The organism is Candidatus Aminicenantes bacterium (assembly GCA_011049425.1).
In the GTDB taxonomy this organism is placed as follows: domain Bacteria; phylum Acidobacteriota; class Aminicenantia; order UBA2199; family UBA2199; genus UBA876.
Map to the genome: position 1 here is coordinate 1 of DSBM01000116.1, position 16,570 is coordinate 16,570.

Sequence of the window (16,570 nt, forward strand, 5' to 3'; positions counted from 1 at the left end):
ACGCTTGCGTTCGCTTATGCTTTATGCCCTACGGGTATGTATGCCCTCTGGGCACTCTTCTCCCACAAACTCTCGCCAATCATCAATGCGGGCTTACCCACACAAAACGTAATAGATCCTAAAAGTTGATAGGAAAAACAGTTAGTGAGGGAAGAAGTTGAGAAGAAGGTGACAGGCGTCAGGAGACAGCCATCCTCCGATTTTGGGAACGCCCCCATTTTTGCATCACAGCGCTTATAAGTGCATCATCACAGTTCGGACAGGCCTTCTGAGCTGAACTGCCTGGCCGGTTTCCTCATCACTAACGCTCCTTAGTGCCATCACAAGGTTTTGTCTGTTTCCTTTCGACTTTCAACTTAGGCTTCTGCCACTGGCCACTCGCCAAGTGCCCTTTTTGGTCCTTGTAGAACGTAGAAAGTAGAAAACCGCGCACTACGCGAGGATTTTTTATTCGTTCTCTTATTCGTTATTCGGAATTCCTTGATTTTCATCACAGACCCGAAAGATTCCTCATCACCAGGGCGCTTCGCGCCTCATCACAAAAGCTCGTGAGTTCTCATCACAAGCGCGAGTTGAAAAGAAAGTGAAAAATTGAAAAGTTGAGAATCCGCGCAGGATTGCGTAGACTGATGGGGCGCGCAGGTTCCGGTTAAAAGGAAGCCTGGCGCGGGGAGGAACCATGCCCATATCTGCAGTGAATCCGGCGACCGGCAAACGGATCAAAGACTACATGCCCCTGGATGCGCACGCGTTGAACGCCGCATTGGACCGGGCCGTTGCCGCGCTTGAACATTGGCGCGGGTTGCCCATGGAACAGCGGGCGCGGGTGGTTCGTTCTGCGGCGGAAATATTGTCATCACGTGCGTCCGAGTGGGCGGAGCGAATGACCACGGAAATGGGCAAACCCATTTCTCAGTCCAGAGCCGAGGCTGAAAAATGCGCCTGGGTATGTGCGTTTTACGCGCAACAGGGAGAAAAGATGCTGGCCATGCGTGATGTTGCCACCGACGCCCCTAGCAGCTATGTGCGTTATGATCCCCTGGGGGTGATCCTGGGCATCATGCCGTGGAATTTTCCTTTCTGGCAGGTGTTTCGGTTTGCCGTTCCCGCGATGATAGCCGGAAATGCGGTCCTGTTGAAGCACGCATCCAATGTGCCGGGTTGTGCCCTGGACATTGAGGCCATCTGGCGTGAATCCGGTCTTCCCCCCAATCTTTTCCAGACCCTTCTGGTGGATGCCGCCGCAGCGGAATCTTTGATCGCGGACCCCAGGGTGGCGGCGGTTTCACTTACGGGAAGCGAGGAAGCGGGCCGGTGCGTGGCGGCTGCCGCGGGCCGGGTGGTAAAAAAGACCGTTCTGGAACTGGGTGGCAGCGATGCCTTTGTTGTTCTGGCGGATGCGGACCTGAAAGCGGCCGCCCGGGCCGGAGCCGTTTCCCGTACCATCAATTCGGGCCAGAGCTGTATCGCCGCCAAGCGTTTCATCTTGGTGGAGTCCGTGGCGGACGATTTTGTAGAGCTTTTTCGAGAATCACTGCGGTGCATGCGTGTGGGCGATCCCATGGATGAGGAAACAGAGGTGGGGCCGCTGGCCCGTGACGACCTCCGCCGCGAACTGCATCGGCAGGTTGAGGCAACGGTTTCCGCGGGCGCCGCCACGCTCCTGGGAGGAGCAATGCCTGCGGGAGAAGGCTTCTTTTATCCGGTCACTTTACTGGATCATGTCACGCCGGATATGGTCGCGGCCAGAGAGGAAACTTTCGGCCCGGTGGCGGCGGTGTTGCGTGTGGCCAGTGAAAAGCAGGCTGTTGACGTGGCCAATTCGTCCCGCTACGGACTGGGGGCTTCGCTATGGACACGGGACCTGGACAAGGGCCATGACCTGGCTGCCCGCGTAGAAGCGGGTGCCGTATTTGTGAATGGAATGGTAAAATCCGATCCTCGCTTGCCTTTCGGTGGTATTAAGTCATCGGGATACGGTCGCGAACTCGGGATGGAAGGAATACGTGAGTTTGTTAACATCAAGAGCGTGTGGATGGATGGTAGGTCGTGATCAAACGGGCAAGCAGCAGCCATGGAGATTCAATAAATGACTACAAAAAGGGATGAGCTGAGGTTAAAGGAAATTGCCGAAACATTTATCCAGTGGACACGGAGAGATGATCCGGGCTTAGCCAAATCACTGGAAACGATCACTGTGGACGGCAGGCGCGAACTGGGTGGGGTAATTGGAAGATTTACCAGCGGACCCGCGGGCGTGTCGGACCCGGGTGTGCGCCTGCGGGTGCGGAGACTGACCGGGCGACTGCACAAGCCGGACGTAGAGATGTTGACCACTTTGAACCGGGTCCTGGATTACGCTGATCTCAATGCGGACGGCCGACTGGATGAAACTGAAATGGAATTGAGTCTGCAGTTGTTTGAACGTTTCTCTGGACTCGTGTCCGACAACCAGACCTTGTCCATGGTTGAACTGGATCTTCTATACGCAGTCGTGCGCTTCGCGGATCGCAATGGAAACGGTCGCCTTGATGAGGCGGAGCGCAAACAGTTGTTGACAGAGATCCAGGGCGGACGCTCGTTTCTGCGCAATCAACTCATTGTCAATCCGGAGTTCAGGGCCGTAGCCGACAAACACCATTTGACATTCTGATTCACGGCATTGCGGCGGCTTTCAGATGTAACATGATTAAACAAGGGTCTGGAGCGGATAAAACCAATATGTTTGGATAAACCCATTAACCAAGCCAAGTGTAACGGATGGTTACATTCAGGCGCACTTGGTTGGAAAGCTGCATAGTCCCGGCTTCTTGTGCGATTTGCCGCATTAAGTGTTTCCAAAATTTACACTTGGGGCGGGTTCCGGTTTGGGCGGAAAAGAAAAATCCAGCTTGGGAACAGTGTTTCCGCGCTTTTTTGTAGCATGGCACCGATGTTGCGTGTTGCTTGCTTACGGACTATTGCCTGCAAGATCGATCTCGGGAGGGAAGCATGGTGCAGCGTATCAAGCGCAAAGTCCAGGAGATGTTGGACCGCAAGCAGGTTTCCATGGCCATGATCTACGACCGGAACGGGCATGTATTGTGGTGTCATGGCCGGGAGATCAACGGTCACTCAATAGACGAAGCCTCGGGGTTTTGCCGCACCGCCGTAGAGGAAAGCCTGAAATACGGGACATCCATTTGCCGGGAAACGGTTTCCGGGTACACTTCATTGAAAGGAATCCGAAACGCTGACGACTCCGAAGGTTTCGGCAGTGTCATGATTCAGCCCCTGGATTCCTCTTATTTTTTCTATGTCGACAGTGGGCCCAAAAAGGAGTTTTCTGTTGAAGACCGGCGCGCATTCCAGGTGATTTTTGAGATTATGGACGAGGTCGTCGAGCATATTCGGCAATCTCAACGGGGAGTGGGAGGAATTACCGGAGAGAGTCCTGTTATCAAAGATCTGCGGGATCAGGTGCTGCGCTTCGCGGTTGAAGATGAGCCCATCTTGTTGACCGGCGAAACCGGAGTGGGCAAGAACCATGTCGCCAAATTGATCCACCGGTATTCCGGCCGCCGGGGGCCTTTTGTGGTGGCCCATACACCGGCCATTCCCGAACAGTTGTTTGAGCGTGAACTCTTCGGGCATTGCCGCGGAGCCTTTACCGACGCACGCAGCGATCGCCAGGGCCTGGTGGCCGGTGCCCGGGGAGGAACCCTTTTCCTGGACGAAATCACGGAAGTGCCCGTCTCCTTTCAGGCCAAGTTATTGCGCTTCATTGAATCCGGAAATTTTCGTCCCTTGGGTGAAGTGCAGGAAAAGCAATCGGATGTACGCGTAATTTCCGCCACGAATCGGGATGTATTGCGGCTGGTAACGGAAGGGCGTTTCCGCGAGGATCTTTACTATCGCATTCAGGTACTGCAGATCGGAATTCCCCCTTTGCGTGAGCGTCCGCAAGACATCCGTCATCTGGTCAACACCCATCAGCATTTTCTGAAAGGCAAAGAATTGGCGCCCGGATTCTGGGATGTCATGCTCCGGCATGACTGGCCGGGCAACATCCGTGAATTGGTTACCGTGCTCAAGCGGGCGGGCATCCTGTTGCAAAGCCCGATTAACGCGGAGGGGATTCGGCTGGTGATCGATCACGGCTGTGTGCGGGATAAACCGGTAGCCGCCGACAATTGCCGGGTCAAAACAGCATGGCGCCGTCTGGATGAAGGCGAGACATTCTGGGAAGCGGTGCGCAAACCTTTCCTGGAACGGGAATTGAATCGTCCGGAAGTGATCGAGGTGATTGAGCGCGCATTGCGTTTGAGCCGGGGTCGTTATCGCAATATCCTGGAGTTGTTCAACCTGTCGGCTGAAGAGTACAAACGTTTCATGAACTTCGTCCACCAGCATCGTTTGCGGCCGACGGCATAGCGTTCCGAGCCAGAATGGTTCTTGGCGGAGCCAGAATCAAAAGAGAAGCTACAGTTGGAAAGCATGATAAAAAGGCGAAAAATTATGACTGTTTGCTGGCATCGTTTCTGCTTAAGAAAGCCCGTTGCGGGGAAACGGCGGCGGCGACATCAGGCGGCCGCTGACCCTAGTCGGACATGCTTGCAAATATCCGGTCTCCAGGACCGTGCGTCCACCCGGGGCCGGCGCGGTATTTGCGCCGGTCCCGGGCCTTTGTTTCCTTTCCGGAGACCGGAATCATTCCGGATTGCATGGTTCCTGCTGGCAAGTTGGGTTATCGGGCTATGCGGCGGTTGTGCCATCCATCGCCTGGAAAATCGTTTCACTGATTTTGCGCGCATGAGTGAAACGCTGGGTAATCAACTGGATGACGTCTACATCGAGGTCATGGATGCAGAGTGGGAATTGCGCTACCGTGAAAGCCGGGTCCTGGATCAAGTGAACCCGCGTGACCTGGAGCCCAGGGTATTCAGCGAAAACCGCCGCCGCAACCGCGAAAAAGCCACAGAATACCTGGCGGCCTACCCGGCATTGTTGCTGTCCCTGATCAAGCGCGATTCCATGGTTGAACTGGATCGACAGGCGGAGCGGGTGCGCAAGGATTTAACCGTGCTGCAGCAGCATGCCTGTCAATGGATCTCGCCCCCGGTGGCGGCTGTTGCCGCGGGTTTGGTCAGTTCAATCCCGCATGCGGTCCGCGGGGTCACCACCTTCAAGCTGGTGCGGCGCATCTTGTGCGTGAACGAGGGGGTCTTTGCAGAGTTGTGCCGGGAAATGGCGGCGGATCTCTGGGACTGTCGCATCTGGGTGGAGCGCTGTTTTGCGCGGCGTTTCCGCTGGCAGGTTTCCGACGCCTGGCCGGACAAACCTTCCGGACGGGAGCGGGTCGCAAAAGCCGGGATGAAACTGTTGCAGAAACGAGACAGTGTACTGGCCCTGCTGGATCAGTCCATGGTCGTGCTGCCGGAGTTGGCCGCCGCCCACACTGAATTGACGCAACGCGTTCGCGCCGGCCGCGGTTTGTGGCCGGCGATGCGACGGTTGGCTGCCGCCCTTGACCAGATGGGCCGATGCCTTGAAGCCTGTCGCGAAAACAGGTGAAGATCGTGCCTGTGGATTTCATGCTGACCCTGGTGTTGTTGATTGATGCCCTGGAAGAGCGCCTGGCCGGGTGTAGAGACAAAAGCCAAAGCAACCGCTTGCGCCATATGGTGGACACCCTGGATGGCTGGCTGGAACGGTGCCTGATGGAGCGTTTTTCCTGCCGTGACGCGCTGGTTGACCGCACCCGCCGGCGCCTTGATTCCGCGCAAAGTCGTTTGCGGCGCTTGCATCCGCAAAGTACGCGTCTGGCAGAAATCCTGAAAGAGATCAGCACGGTACTGGTTCAGTTAGACGGATGGTGGGCAGCAATGAACCAGGAGAAATAAAGAAAACAGGAATTCACCGCTCACCACTTCGGCCCAGACCCATTGCGGTCTTTTTGCGTATTAAGCCGACCATCCTGTCTCAGACCATGGGTCCCCGGAACCTACGTTTGCGTTCGCTTATGCTTTATGCCCTGCGGGTATGTATGCCCTCTGGGTATGTATGCCCTCTGGGCACTCATCCCCACAACCGCTAGCCAATCATCAATGTGTGCTTCCCCACACGAAACGTTAGAGATCTTTTACTTTTCATTTCCCACTGGACTGCGCCGGGCCAGTATCTCATCCAGGTCGAGGCCGCGATCCTGGAAGTAGGCGGGAAAAAAATCCCGGCGCACACGATCCAGGCGGGGAGTAATGAAATCCAGAACCCTTTTCTCTGACGTGTCTTCCCGTACATGGAAGATATTGCGTTTCCAGTGGGCCAGCCAACCGGAGAGGCAGATCGGCTGAAAGCGTCGGTAGTAGCGTGGATTGAACAGGTTGAGTGGGGATTTGGGGCGTTTGACGTCGAGACTGTTCCAGTCAATGTGAAAGCCCTGTTCCAGCAGAAGCCGGCGTCGCTCTTGTCTTGAGTTCAATTCGTAAACCGGTGAAAAATAGCGGACCTGGAAATCGCGCGCGAAATCGTGAATCAATTGCAGGTATCCGGGATAATTGTCGGCGGTAACCAGGATGGTTTCCCTGCCCGGGGCCTGTTCCCAGTTGGCGCCGTCGGTAAAAGCCGGAATGCCGTGCTCCAGGGCGTAGAGCACACAGGAAAGCGCCATGGATGCGCGGCAGGGGATGCACCAGGCGATCTCGTTGCCGTACTCACGGGCGTTGCGCCGCAGGCCTTTCATCGCCATTTCGCGGAAGAGGGGCCGGATATCGACGATTTCAAAGGTCACGCGTTCCGGCCCCAGCAATTCTTCCAGGCGCCGAACGTTGGGGCGGCTGAAGTTCAACCCGCAGTGGAGATAACCTTTGTCAAACGTCAGCAGGTGGATGCGCTTGTATTGCTTGGCCAGGAACAGCGCCGTGTAAAGCGAGTCGATTCCCCCGGAAAATTGGACGATGACTTCTTCGGAACGCATCCGCGGCGCTTTCTTTGCCGGATTGTTCATTGCCATCAGAGTGGACGCTGGACCCATTGTGCCCGCGGGTTTGTCATGATCGGACCGATCGTGAAAAACAATATGACGGGAATACGAATTAACTGCTTTTCGCTCGTCTTCATCTGATATTAATGTCAGGCGATTTTATAGGAAGCCTCGGTGAAAGTCAAACTTTTCGCGCAAGAGTCCGGTCTGATTGCCCGGTGATTTTGTTGACTTCCAGGCGACCCTTCGATATAATCCGGACCGCAGCAGTTATGTTCTTATTCATCAATCAAAGTACGGAGGCTTTTATGAAAGTAAGGTGGTGGTTTAATTTTGCTGCCGGCCTGGCGCTGTTGGTTCCCGTATTGGTGTCCGCCCAGCAGGCAGCTCGGACTGAACCGGATTGTCCGAAAAAGGTCAAAGTACTGGTTCAGAAAATTGAAACCGGTTTGTTTAGAGAATACAGAAGCTACTCGGTGGTTTTTCAACCCCGGGTGCTGACCGCGCGAACTGCGATTTCGGGAACCGTAACAGACATCAAGGTGTCTGATGGGGACCTGGTTTCGGAGGGTTTCGTGCTGATAATGTTGAACGAAGGCCTGGAAGCAGAGGCCCGTGAAGCGGAAGCTGAATTGGAGCGTTGGAAAAAGATCCTTTGGAACCGGGAACATTGGAAGGAACGCAGCCCGGCGGCGGAAGCCCAGGCCAAGACCCGTATCGAGGAAACCCAGGCCCGTCTGGAAGAAATCAAGGCCCGGTCGCCCCAGGCCTCAGTGTCTGCATCCCAGACCGGCACGGTGGAGTTACTGGTTGTTCCCGGCACGGAAGTGGAAGCCGGAACCGAAGTCGCCAAGGTAACCAATCCCCGCCTGAAAACGGCGGATCTGGAAGTTGACCCGGCTGACCTGGATCTCTTCCCCCTTGGAAGTGAGATCGACTTGGGTAACGGCATGACCGCCGTGGTGGCCGGCGTGGAAAACAACGTTGTACGCCTCACCGTTATAGATCCGGCTGAGCGCCTGGGCGCGGAGCCGCTTTCTTTCAAGTTGCTCAAGCGTGAAGTGATCGATGCCGTGGTGATTTCAGAGGACCAGGTGCTCAGCGATGATGCCGGAGATCACGTATTCGTGGTGAATGATAATCAAGCCCGGCGCGCGGACATCGTGGTCGACGCTCAATACGAGAGCCAGGCACTGGTGACTTCAGGTCTGGAGCCGAAAGATCTTCTCATCACCCATCACCTGCTGAGCCGCAAAACCGGACAACTGGCGGATACGTTGGTCTGCCTGCAAGACGGCAAACGCGTTCGTGTCATGGTCCAGGATCCGAAATCCGGCCGCTTTGTGAAGTTCAAAGGCGAATTGCCGCCGTCGCCGGCGATAGAAGAAGAAATGCAGGAACCCGAAAAACCGGAAGTTGCGGCTGAACCGGAAACCGTGGAACCGGCTGCTGAGGAAGTTCTCAGGGAGCCGGCAGTGGAAAAGGAATGGAGCCCCAGTCTCGGAATCGGAGCCGGAATCGGCTTGTCCATGATGTCCGACGAGGTGTTCAAGGAAGTTTACGGCTCCAGCGCCGTGAGCTTTGATTTCCGCTTGATCTACGCATTCCATCCCCACGTGGAAGGTTTCATTGACGTGGCTTACTCGACAAAGACCGGAACCATCCTGGGTGTGGATGCGGAAACAAAGATCGTTCGCGCGCCTATCGCACTGGGCGCGCGCTACGTGTTCGAAGCGGGCGGTAAGTTCAAACCCTATGTGGGTGCGACCGCCATCGCCTTCAACGCCAAGGAAACCAATGATTACAATCCCGATGCCGGTTACGTGACCCGCTGGGGATTCGGCCTGGTGGGCGGAGTATATTATCCGGTGGCGCCGCAGGTTGACCTCTTCTTTGACATGCGTTATGGATTCGGTACGCATCAGATCGCGGATTTTGAAGATGAGGCGAAACTCGACACGCTGCGTCTGCATCTAGGTTTTGTTTATCGCTTCCGTCTGTAGGCGGTTGAGGAACCATTGAGGAGGAAAACATGAAGAGAATTCTTATAGTTCTGTTGGCGTTCGCCGTAGCGACGCCTTTTCTGAATGCGGGTGAAAAGATCGACCTTTCATCCGACAGCGCCCGGGAAGAGATCGATTTTTCCCGAGTCAACGCCCGCGAAGACAAGACATGTGTGTCTTGGTCGGGTGGACTTGATCCCTACTGGTCGATGCATCCAGTGGTCAAGGTGTTGAGCAACGGCCGCGTGATCGTGATGTGGGAAGAGGGCGAAAGCGTGTCCCGCGCCAACATCGTGTACCGGACCCACAACCCCGCCACCGGCCAGTGGAGTCCCGCGTTGGACCAGTTTCCGGCTGTGGCGGTGAACCGGCGTTATTCCGCTGGTTTTCCGCAGGTCCTGGAGGACAGGGAAGGCACGATACATATTTCTTATCATGACGGCAATGCAAGCGCCAACCGTGATACATGGTATGCCTACTACAAAAATGGCGTGTGGACGAATCAGATAGTCCTCATGGACAGACCCAACTCCGCCTGGCCGCGTCTCAGCTACGATCCGGAAACCGACGACCTTTACATGACCTGGCAGTACATCGTGCCCCATCCGGAAGGCGCCAATTACAAGAACCATGACAGCGAGATCGTGGTCAGCATCCTGAGAAAGGGTTCCACGCAATGGACCTATCGCACCAATTACTCCTGCGCCTTTCTGAATCACGAGCAGGATCCGCTTCCGGGAAGCGTGACCATTCACCAGGACAATGTTTTTTCCAAGGGTCGGCTTTACGGTTTGTTTATGGACGGTGACACGGGCGATTGGACAGTGGCCGGCCAGGACATGCCCCGGGACGGCTATACGGAGCGTCGCGGCAAGGCCCCGGTCAACATTCATGCCGGCGGCTACTGGCCGGAGATTGCCGCCACCTCCACGGGCGACATATACGGAACCTGTTCTTTCCGCTCCGGTGGCATCGCGTCTATCTACAAACCGTACAACGGAGAGTGGCGTCCCGGTCCCAACATCGGTCCCGGCCACCAGGAGTTCCTAGGATTGGCGGTTGCCAAAAACGACGTGGCCTACGCCATGACGCAAATAAATTATGCGGATGGTTTCCTGCCCGTGGCGGTGCGTTTCACCAAAGATTTCAAATCGCCTTTGTTTGAAGTTGATGACACCTCGCGTTTCCCCATCCGCATGGAAATCGACGTGGATTATGAGGGTAACATGCATTGTGTCTGGACCGACCGCAATTGCAACGGACTCCCCGAACACTGCCAGACCCGGGTGTGGTACCGCATGCTGCCCCAGGAGCCCGGCGGACCCACGGTCAACATCACGGATGTGCCTGCCACCATTATCACAAAGGAACAAACCCGCTTAAGCGGCCAAACCGTCAAGGTGAACGGCAGCATCGTGAACCATACATGGTACATCCACAAATTGGGTTTATGGGAAAACGGCAAGAACCTGGATGTGACCTTCCAGGAGCCCGGATTCTACGAAATTCACTACTTTGTGGCCGACAACCTGAACCGCATGGGTCACAAGGCCATCACGGTCGAAGTGATTGACGCGCCCTTCCAGCCAACTGAGGCCGGTGTGTCCGAATCCCTGATCCGCGGATTCTTTTTGCGCCGTTACATCAACGAGTTGAGTTGGAAAACGGATGCCCGCAACGACAACAAGTTCGAAAACCTGACCCACTTCAACATCTACCGGCGCCAGGTGGGCGAAACCGAATGGGGTACGCCTTACACCTCGATGGACTACGTGAATTCCGACACCGCTTACACCTATCGTGATGAATCCCCGGGATTTGCCACGCAGGATGAAGCGGCTGAGTGGCAATACGCCGTCACCGTTGTGGCGGAGGTGTCCGGTTCCGACAAGGAAAGCAAGAAAACAGTATTTTCCCGCGATTAACTGCTGAATCAAGAACCATAGCCGCCCCTGGCCGGAAAAGATTTTCCGGCCAGGGGCTTTCCAATTCGTGTGCCTTATCTGCTTCGCGCGATGCGAGAGGACAATAAAAAGCCTCTTTTTACTCTGACAGCCTTTGTTTGACTTTCCCGGGAACCCGCGACGCGTTCAACACCACGTTGGCGCTGCTGAAGAACATTGCGGCCTCGGCCACCAGTGGATGAAGCAGGGCGGCCATGGCCAGGGGGATGGCCAGTAGATTGTAAAAGAATGCCCAGAAGAGGTTCCGGCGGATGGCGCGGAAAGTAATTCGCGAGATGTCAACGGCATCCGCGACCCGCGAAAGGCCACCGCGAACGATCACCATATCCGCGCTTTCCATGGCCAGGTCCGTTCCCTCACCCACGGCAATGCCCACATCCGCGGTTTTCAGCGCGGCGGCGTCGTTGAGTCCGTCCCCCACCATGCCCACCTGCAAGCCCTTTCGCTGCAAGCGGTGTACGATTTCCACCTTTTCTTCGGGGGTCAAACCGGCAAAAACCTCATCGATGCCTGCAGCCTTGGCCACGGCCCGGGCCGCGGCTTCGTGATCCCCGGTTACCATGATGACACGGATGCCCTCTTTGCGGAACCGCGCCACCGAAACGGCGCTGTCTTCGCGCAGGGTGTCCGCCGTGGCCAATCCTCCCATTGCGTGTTCATCACGGCGCAACTCCACAACCGTGTATCCAGCCCGCAGCCAATGCGGGTAATCGCCGGATTTTTCAGGGCGTCCCAGATAGAATCGGTTGCCGTTCACGCGGCCGCTGATTCCCTGTCCGGCTGTTTCACGGATTTGCTCAACCCTGGACGGAATGGGAGCGTGGATGCTTTCCGCGTAGCGAACCACCGCCTCGGCCAGCGGATGAATGGAGTGGTGCTCCAGGGCGGCGGCCACGCCGACCATTTCAGGGGACAGGGTATTCTCAACCACGCGCGGATGACCCTGGGTCAGAGTTCCGGTCTTGTCCAGAAGCAGCGCGTCCATTTCCTGTGACATCTGGATGGCTTCGCCGTTGCGGATGATCAGGCCGCGTTGTGCGGCTGCCCCACTTCCGGTTGTCAAGGCCATGGGCGTGGCCAGCCCCAGGGCGCAAGGACAGGCGACAACCAGTGTCGCCACGACCGCAAAGATCGCGGTGGATGCGGCGCCGGCATCCCAGACCACCCAGGGCAGCCAGCTCGCCGCCCTTTGCAGCAGGGGCTGCAGGTGGGGATACGCCCAGAACCATGCCGCGCCTGCAGCCAGCGCGCAGGCGGTGACCACGGGAATAAACACCAGGGTAATGCGGTCCGCCAGGGCCTGGATCGGCACTTTTGATGATTGGGCTTCTTCGACCAGGCGGATCATGCGGGACAGAAAGGTGTCCGCTCCCACGTGGGTAACCACAATCTCCAGGGAGCCCGACTGCAGGATAGTACCGCTGATGACCGCATCGCCCTCATTTTTGGGTACGGGGGTGGGTTCACCCGACACCATGGCTTCATCCACCAGGCCCCGGCCGTTTGCAACCGTTCCGTCCAGCGGTATGCGTTCTCCGGATCGTACCCGGATCAGACTCTCCGGCTTGACGCTTTCCGAGGGAACGCGGATCGTGCCGCTCTCATGGATGAGGTCGACTTCATCGGGTTGCAGGGCCAGGAGGCCGTGGATGGCCGAGGCGGCGCGACGTCGCAACCGGGATTCCACGTAGCGTCCGCTTAAATGCAGGGCCGGCAGCATGGTGGCTAGGCTGCCGAAGGAGAGCACCGGGGCCCCCAGTCCATTCATTAAACCGGTAGCCCAGGCCGCGGCACTGCCCATCACAACCAGGGAATCCATGTTGGTGTGGCGATGAACCAAGGCGATCCAGGCACTGCGCAGGGTGCCGCGGCCGGGAAACGCCCACAATAGAATCCCGGAAACAACCTCAATCCACGGTATACCGCGGACATGAATCCCGGACATATGCAGGATCATCAACAGGGTGACCGGAAGCGTGATCAGCAGGGCTCGAAACAGGTTGGCCCGGGCCCGGCGAAAGTGCCGATCAGCAACATCCTGTCCCGGGGGCTCGGTATCGATGTTGTACCCGGCCTCACGGACGCTCTGGCCCACTTTTTCCAGGGTCAGCGCGGGTGAACCGGTCACAAAGCCCCGTTCCGTTGCTAGGTTGATGGAAACGAAATCCACTCCCGGCGTCTTGGACAAACGCTGTTCAATCCGGCGTGCGCAGGTTGCGCAGGTCATACCCCGAATGCCGAATGAGAGCCGGGATTCATTCGTAGCGGTGGAATCTTTCTCGCTCATGCCGGCACCAGTGTAGCACTGGTTGAGCGGGAATGAAAGTCAATCACCGGTGACCAATACGGGTATGGCCTGGTTGAGAACAGGCGAAATATTCAGGTTTTTGGTGAGTCTGAACAACAATTCCACTACAATACGAAAATAATTCCGTCGGGGGCGCCGGCAGTGATATTTCCCTGGAAGAATCCATCGGGTGCATTATCCAGGCGGGAAGAACCCGCTTGCGTCCGGTGCTTTTGACCGCCATCACCACCATCCTGGGCTTGACTCCCTTGGCCCTGGGGATGAACATCAATTTCGCCTCGCTGTTGCGCTCAGGAAGTCCGTATTTATACTTCGGCGGAGACAATTCCCTGTTCTGGGGACCCATGGCGTGGACGGTGATCCTCGGCTTGACCTTTGCCACTTTTCTGACACTGATTGTGGTTCCCGTCATGTACCGTATCGGTAACCAGGCGAAACTGAAGTTGGCGCGGTAACCCGGCAATTAGGCTTGCCTGATGCCTTGCCGGAACTCCCAACTGGAGTATAATGGGAGACCATGTCCGGAGATCACCGTGTTGAAATGCTTCAGGGAGGCATGGTCCGCGCCATTCTGGGGTTGGGCATTCCTTTGGCCCTGGCATCGGTGGTGCAGACTCTCTACAATCTGGCTGACGCGTTCTGGCTGGGCAAACTCGGTAGTTCAGCCCTGGCTGCACCGGTAATCTCTTTTAACATCATCTTTTTCATTATCTCGCTGGGCATGGGATTCTCCGTGGCCGGCACTTCACTGGTCTCCCAATACATGGGGAGCGGTAATGCGGAGCAGGCGCGCCGGGCGGCCGGCAACCTGTTTTCCTACATGGTGGGGTTTTCCATTTTTTTTGTGGCCGTGGGCCTGATCTGGGCCCGGGATTTCCTGGTTTTGTTGCGCACCCCGCCTGAGGCCTTGCAGCAGACGCTGGACTATTATCGCATCATGGTGATCGGCATGCCCGCGGCGTTCCCCTTTTTTGTGTATCGGGCGGTGATGAATGGATATGGCGATACCCGTTCCCCGTTGCGGATCGAGTTGATTTCGGCAGGAATGAATCTGATACTGGATCCGATTCTGATTTTCGGCTGGCTGGGAATGCCGGTCCTGGGTGTGAGCGGTGCCGCTTTGGCCACCGTCTTATCCCGGGCTGTGGCCTCCGGGATGGGAATGTGGCGGTTCTTCAGGCCCAACCAGGGTTTTTTCCTTCGTCCCCGCCATCTTTTGCCCGGGTGGGACTTGTTTTCCCTTATGGTGCGTATCGGCATACCCTCTTCAATCGGTATGTCCGGCGCTTCCCTGGGATTCCTGGTGTTGATGGGAATCGTCAACCGTTTCGGCACGGAAGTGGTATCCGCTTACGGCATTACCATCCGGGTGGTGCACCTGTTCATGATGCCGGCCATCGGCGTATCTCAGGCAGTAACCGCCATTGTGGGGCAGAATCTGGGCGCGGGAAATGTGGCCCGGGCGCGCCTGGCCGTCAACCGTGGCATGCGCATGGTCCTGGGCGTGTTGCTGCCCACCATGCTGGCGACCGCTTTCTCGGGGCGCTGGATCATCGGAATTTTTATTGCCGCGGAGCCGGAAGTCATGGCCCTGGGACAACCTATATTCAGGTTGGTGGCGCCCTCGGTAATCTTTTTTGCCGTGGTTGTGATGCTGAACGGGGTTTTCCAGGGTGCGGGGCACACACTTCCGGTCATGTTCACCAATCTGTCCCGGATCTGGATTTTTCGGGTTCCCCTGGTCTACTACCTGGCCATGGTCTGGCTCGGAGGTCCGGGGCAGCCGGGCGCCGCCCTGGGGATCTGGTGGGGCATGCTGGTTTCAAACGCGTTGACCGCCGCCTTGATGGGGAGCTTATATCTGCGGGGGAATTGGACCGTACCGCGGATCCACTCGGCGTGAAATCCGGCTTATTTGGGCGTTTGGCGGATTTGCATCATGTGATAAAATCAAGTGGGAGCAAACAATCATGCTGGATAATTTAAGTGGACGCCTGACCAAGGTGATGCGCTACCTCAAAGGGGAAGCCACGGTCACGGAAGACAATATGAAACAGGCGTTGCGGGAGATCCGCCTTTCCCTGCTGGAAGCGGATGTGAACTACCTGGTGGTCAAGGAGTTTGTCGCCAAACTACGTGAACGCGCCCTGGGTCAGGAAGTGCGCGAAAGTTTAACCCCATACCAGCAGGTGGTCAAGCTCGTGCAGGCGGAATTGACGCGCTTACTGGGAGAAACGCGCAAAGAGTTGGGCCGGGCACAGCGCAAACCCGGAGTCATCATGCTGGTGGGCCTTCAGGGAACGGGAAAAACCACTACGGCCGGGAAACTGGCTCTTTTCCTGAAGCGCCGGGGAGACAGCGTGCTGTTGAGTTCCCTGGATCCCAAGCGACTGGCCGCGGAGGAGCAGTTGGCGGCCGTGGCCCGCGAAGTGGATGTTCCCTGCCACCGGGCGCGAACAGACATTTCCCTTGAGCGCCAGGTTCCCGGGTTGTTGCGGGAGGCCAGAGAAACGGGTTATGATCGCGTGATCGCCGACACGGCCGGGCGGCTGCACATTGATGACACGCTCATGCAGGAGTTGATCTCGTTGAAACGCGCGCTCAATCCGGAAGAGGTTTTGTTTGTCGGCGACGCCCTGACTGGTCAGGACGCGGTGGAGTCGGCACGTCGTTTCAATGAGGCGGTGGGGATTTCCGGAATCATTCTAACCAAGATGGACGCGGATGCCCGCGGCGGTGCCGCGTTGTCCATGGTCAGTGCCACGGGTAAGCCCATCATGTTCATGGGCACGGGGGAGAAGCCCGATGATCTGCAACCCTTCCATCCCGACCGCCTGGCCGCGCAGATTCTCGGAATGGGCGATGTGTTGTCGCTTATCGAACGGGCGGAAGAGGAACTGGACCAGCGGGAAGCCGAACAGGTGGCACGTCGCATGATGCGCAATGAGTTTACATTGGAAGATTTCGCCGCACAATTGACACAAATGACCCGGTTGGGATCTCTGCAGGACATCATGGGCATGCTGCCCCGGATGGGAGGTAAAGCCCTTGCCCTTCAAGGTGCTGAACTGGATGACAAGAATATCGTCCATATGATCGCCATTATCCGTTCCATGACACCACAGGAGCGCAGCCGACCCAAACTGATCAACGGTCGTCGCCGCTTGCGCATTGCACGCGGGGCCGGGCGTAGTGTCCAGGAAGTCAACCGCTTGTTGAAAGGCTACCAGGAGATGCGCAAAACCATGGGCAAACCCATGTTCCGCCGCATGATGAAAAGGTTTGACATTTCTCGGAAAATGGGGTAAATTCTCTATTTGCAATTGAGGAGAAA

General features: G+C 56.8%; 12 protein-coding genes. 10 read left to right on the forward strand and 2 right to left on the reverse strand.

Annotation, left to right across the window (positions count from 1 at the left end):
• The first annotated feature begins 679 nt into the window (after positions 1 to 679).
• The 5 genes from ENN40_07535 to ENN40_07555 all read left to right on the forward strand — a co-directional run bounded on the left by ENN40_07535 (position 680) and on the right by ENN40_07555 (position 5,882).
• Entirely contained in the window at positions 680 to 2,053 is a 1,374-nt protein-coding gene (locus ENN40_07535; GenBank protein HDP95194.1) for an NAD-dependent succinate-semialdehyde dehydrogenase, read from the forward strand.
• A gap of 36 nt (positions 2,054 to 2,089) precedes the next feature.
• Complete coding sequence (locus ENN40_07540; protein ID HDP95195.1) at positions 2,090 to 2,653, forward strand: hypothetical protein; 564 nt, start codon at positions 2,090 to 2,092, stop codon at positions 2,651 to 2,653.
• A 338-nt stretch (positions 2,654 to 2,991) separates the two neighbouring features.
• On the forward strand, positions 2,992 to 4,413 hold the full coding sequence (locus ENN40_07545; GenBank protein ID HDP95196.1) for a sigma-54-dependent Fis family transcriptional regulator: 1,422 nt from the start codon (positions 2,992 to 2,994) through the stop codon (positions 4,411 to 4,413).
• Positions 4,414 to 4,791: 378 nt separating this feature from the next.
• A complete protein-coding gene (locus ENN40_07550) occupies positions 4,792 to 5,553 on the forward strand; it encodes a hypothetical protein (GenBank protein HDP95197.1) in 762 nt (253 codons plus the stop codon).
• Between the two features lie 5 nt (positions 5,554 to 5,558).
• Entirely contained in the window at positions 5,559 to 5,882 is a 324-nt protein-coding gene (locus tag ENN40_07555) for a hypothetical protein (protein HDP95198.1), read from the forward strand.
• 239 nt (positions 5,883 to 6,121) lie between these two features.
• On the opposite strand, the gene ENN40_07560 is transcribed toward ENN40_07555, so the two are convergent.
• Positions 6,122 to 6,985, reverse strand: coding sequence for a hypothetical protein (locus ENN40_07560; GenBank protein HDP95199.1), 864 nt, complete (start codon positions 6,983 to 6,985; stop codon positions 6,122 to 6,124).
• 122 nt (positions 6,986 to 7,107) lie between these two features.
• On the opposite strand from ENN40_07560, the gene ENN40_07565 reads away from it, so the two are divergent.
• The gene (locus tag ENN40_07565; GenBank protein HDP95200.1) at positions 7,108 to 8,964 is read left to right on the forward strand and encodes a hypothetical protein; all 1,857 of its coding nucleotides are present in this window, start codon (positions 7,108 to 7,110) and stop codon (positions 8,962 to 8,964) included.
• 29 nt (positions 8,965 to 8,993) lie between these two features.
• Positions 8,994 to 10,889: a hypothetical protein gene (locus ENN40_07570; GenBank protein HDP95201.1), complete on the forward strand. Its 1,896-nt coding sequence runs from the start codon at positions 8,994 to 8,996 to the stop codon at positions 10,887 to 10,889.
• A gap of 118 nt (positions 10,890 to 11,007) precedes the next feature.
• Here the strand turns inward: ENN40_07570 and ENN40_07575 are convergent, their stop codons facing one another.
• Positions 11,008 to 13,215 carry a heavy metal translocating P-type ATPase gene (locus tag ENN40_07575; protein HDP95202.1) on the reverse strand — a complete coding sequence of 736 codons (2,208 nt, stop codon included), beginning with the start codon at positions 13,213 to 13,215 and terminating at the stop codon, positions 11,008 to 11,010.
• Positions 13,216 to 13,334: 119 nt separating this feature from the next.
• Between ENN40_07575 and ENN40_07580 the strand changes: the two genes are divergently transcribed.
• The 3 genes from ENN40_07580 (at position 13,335) to ENN40_07590 (ending at position 16,544) form a co-directional block, all read left to right on the forward strand.
• On the forward strand, positions 13,335 to 13,691 hold the full coding sequence (locus ENN40_07580) for an efflux RND transporter permease subunit (GenBank protein HDP95203.1): 357 nt from the start codon (positions 13,335 to 13,337) through the stop codon (positions 13,689 to 13,691).
• Between the two features lie 62 nt (positions 13,692 to 13,753).
• Positions 13,754 to 15,139 (forward strand): MATE family efflux transporter, encoded by a 1,386-nt coding sequence (locus ENN40_07585; GenBank protein ID HDP95204.1) that lies wholly within the window; start codon positions 13,754 to 13,756, stop codon positions 15,137 to 15,139.
• A 67-nt stretch (positions 15,140 to 15,206) separates the two neighbouring features.
• A complete protein-coding gene (locus tag ENN40_07590) occupies positions 15,207 to 16,544 on the forward strand; it encodes a signal recognition particle protein (GenBank protein HDP95205.1) in 1,338 nt (445 codons plus the stop codon).
• The last annotated feature ends 26 nt before the right edge of the window (positions 16,545 to 16,570 follow it).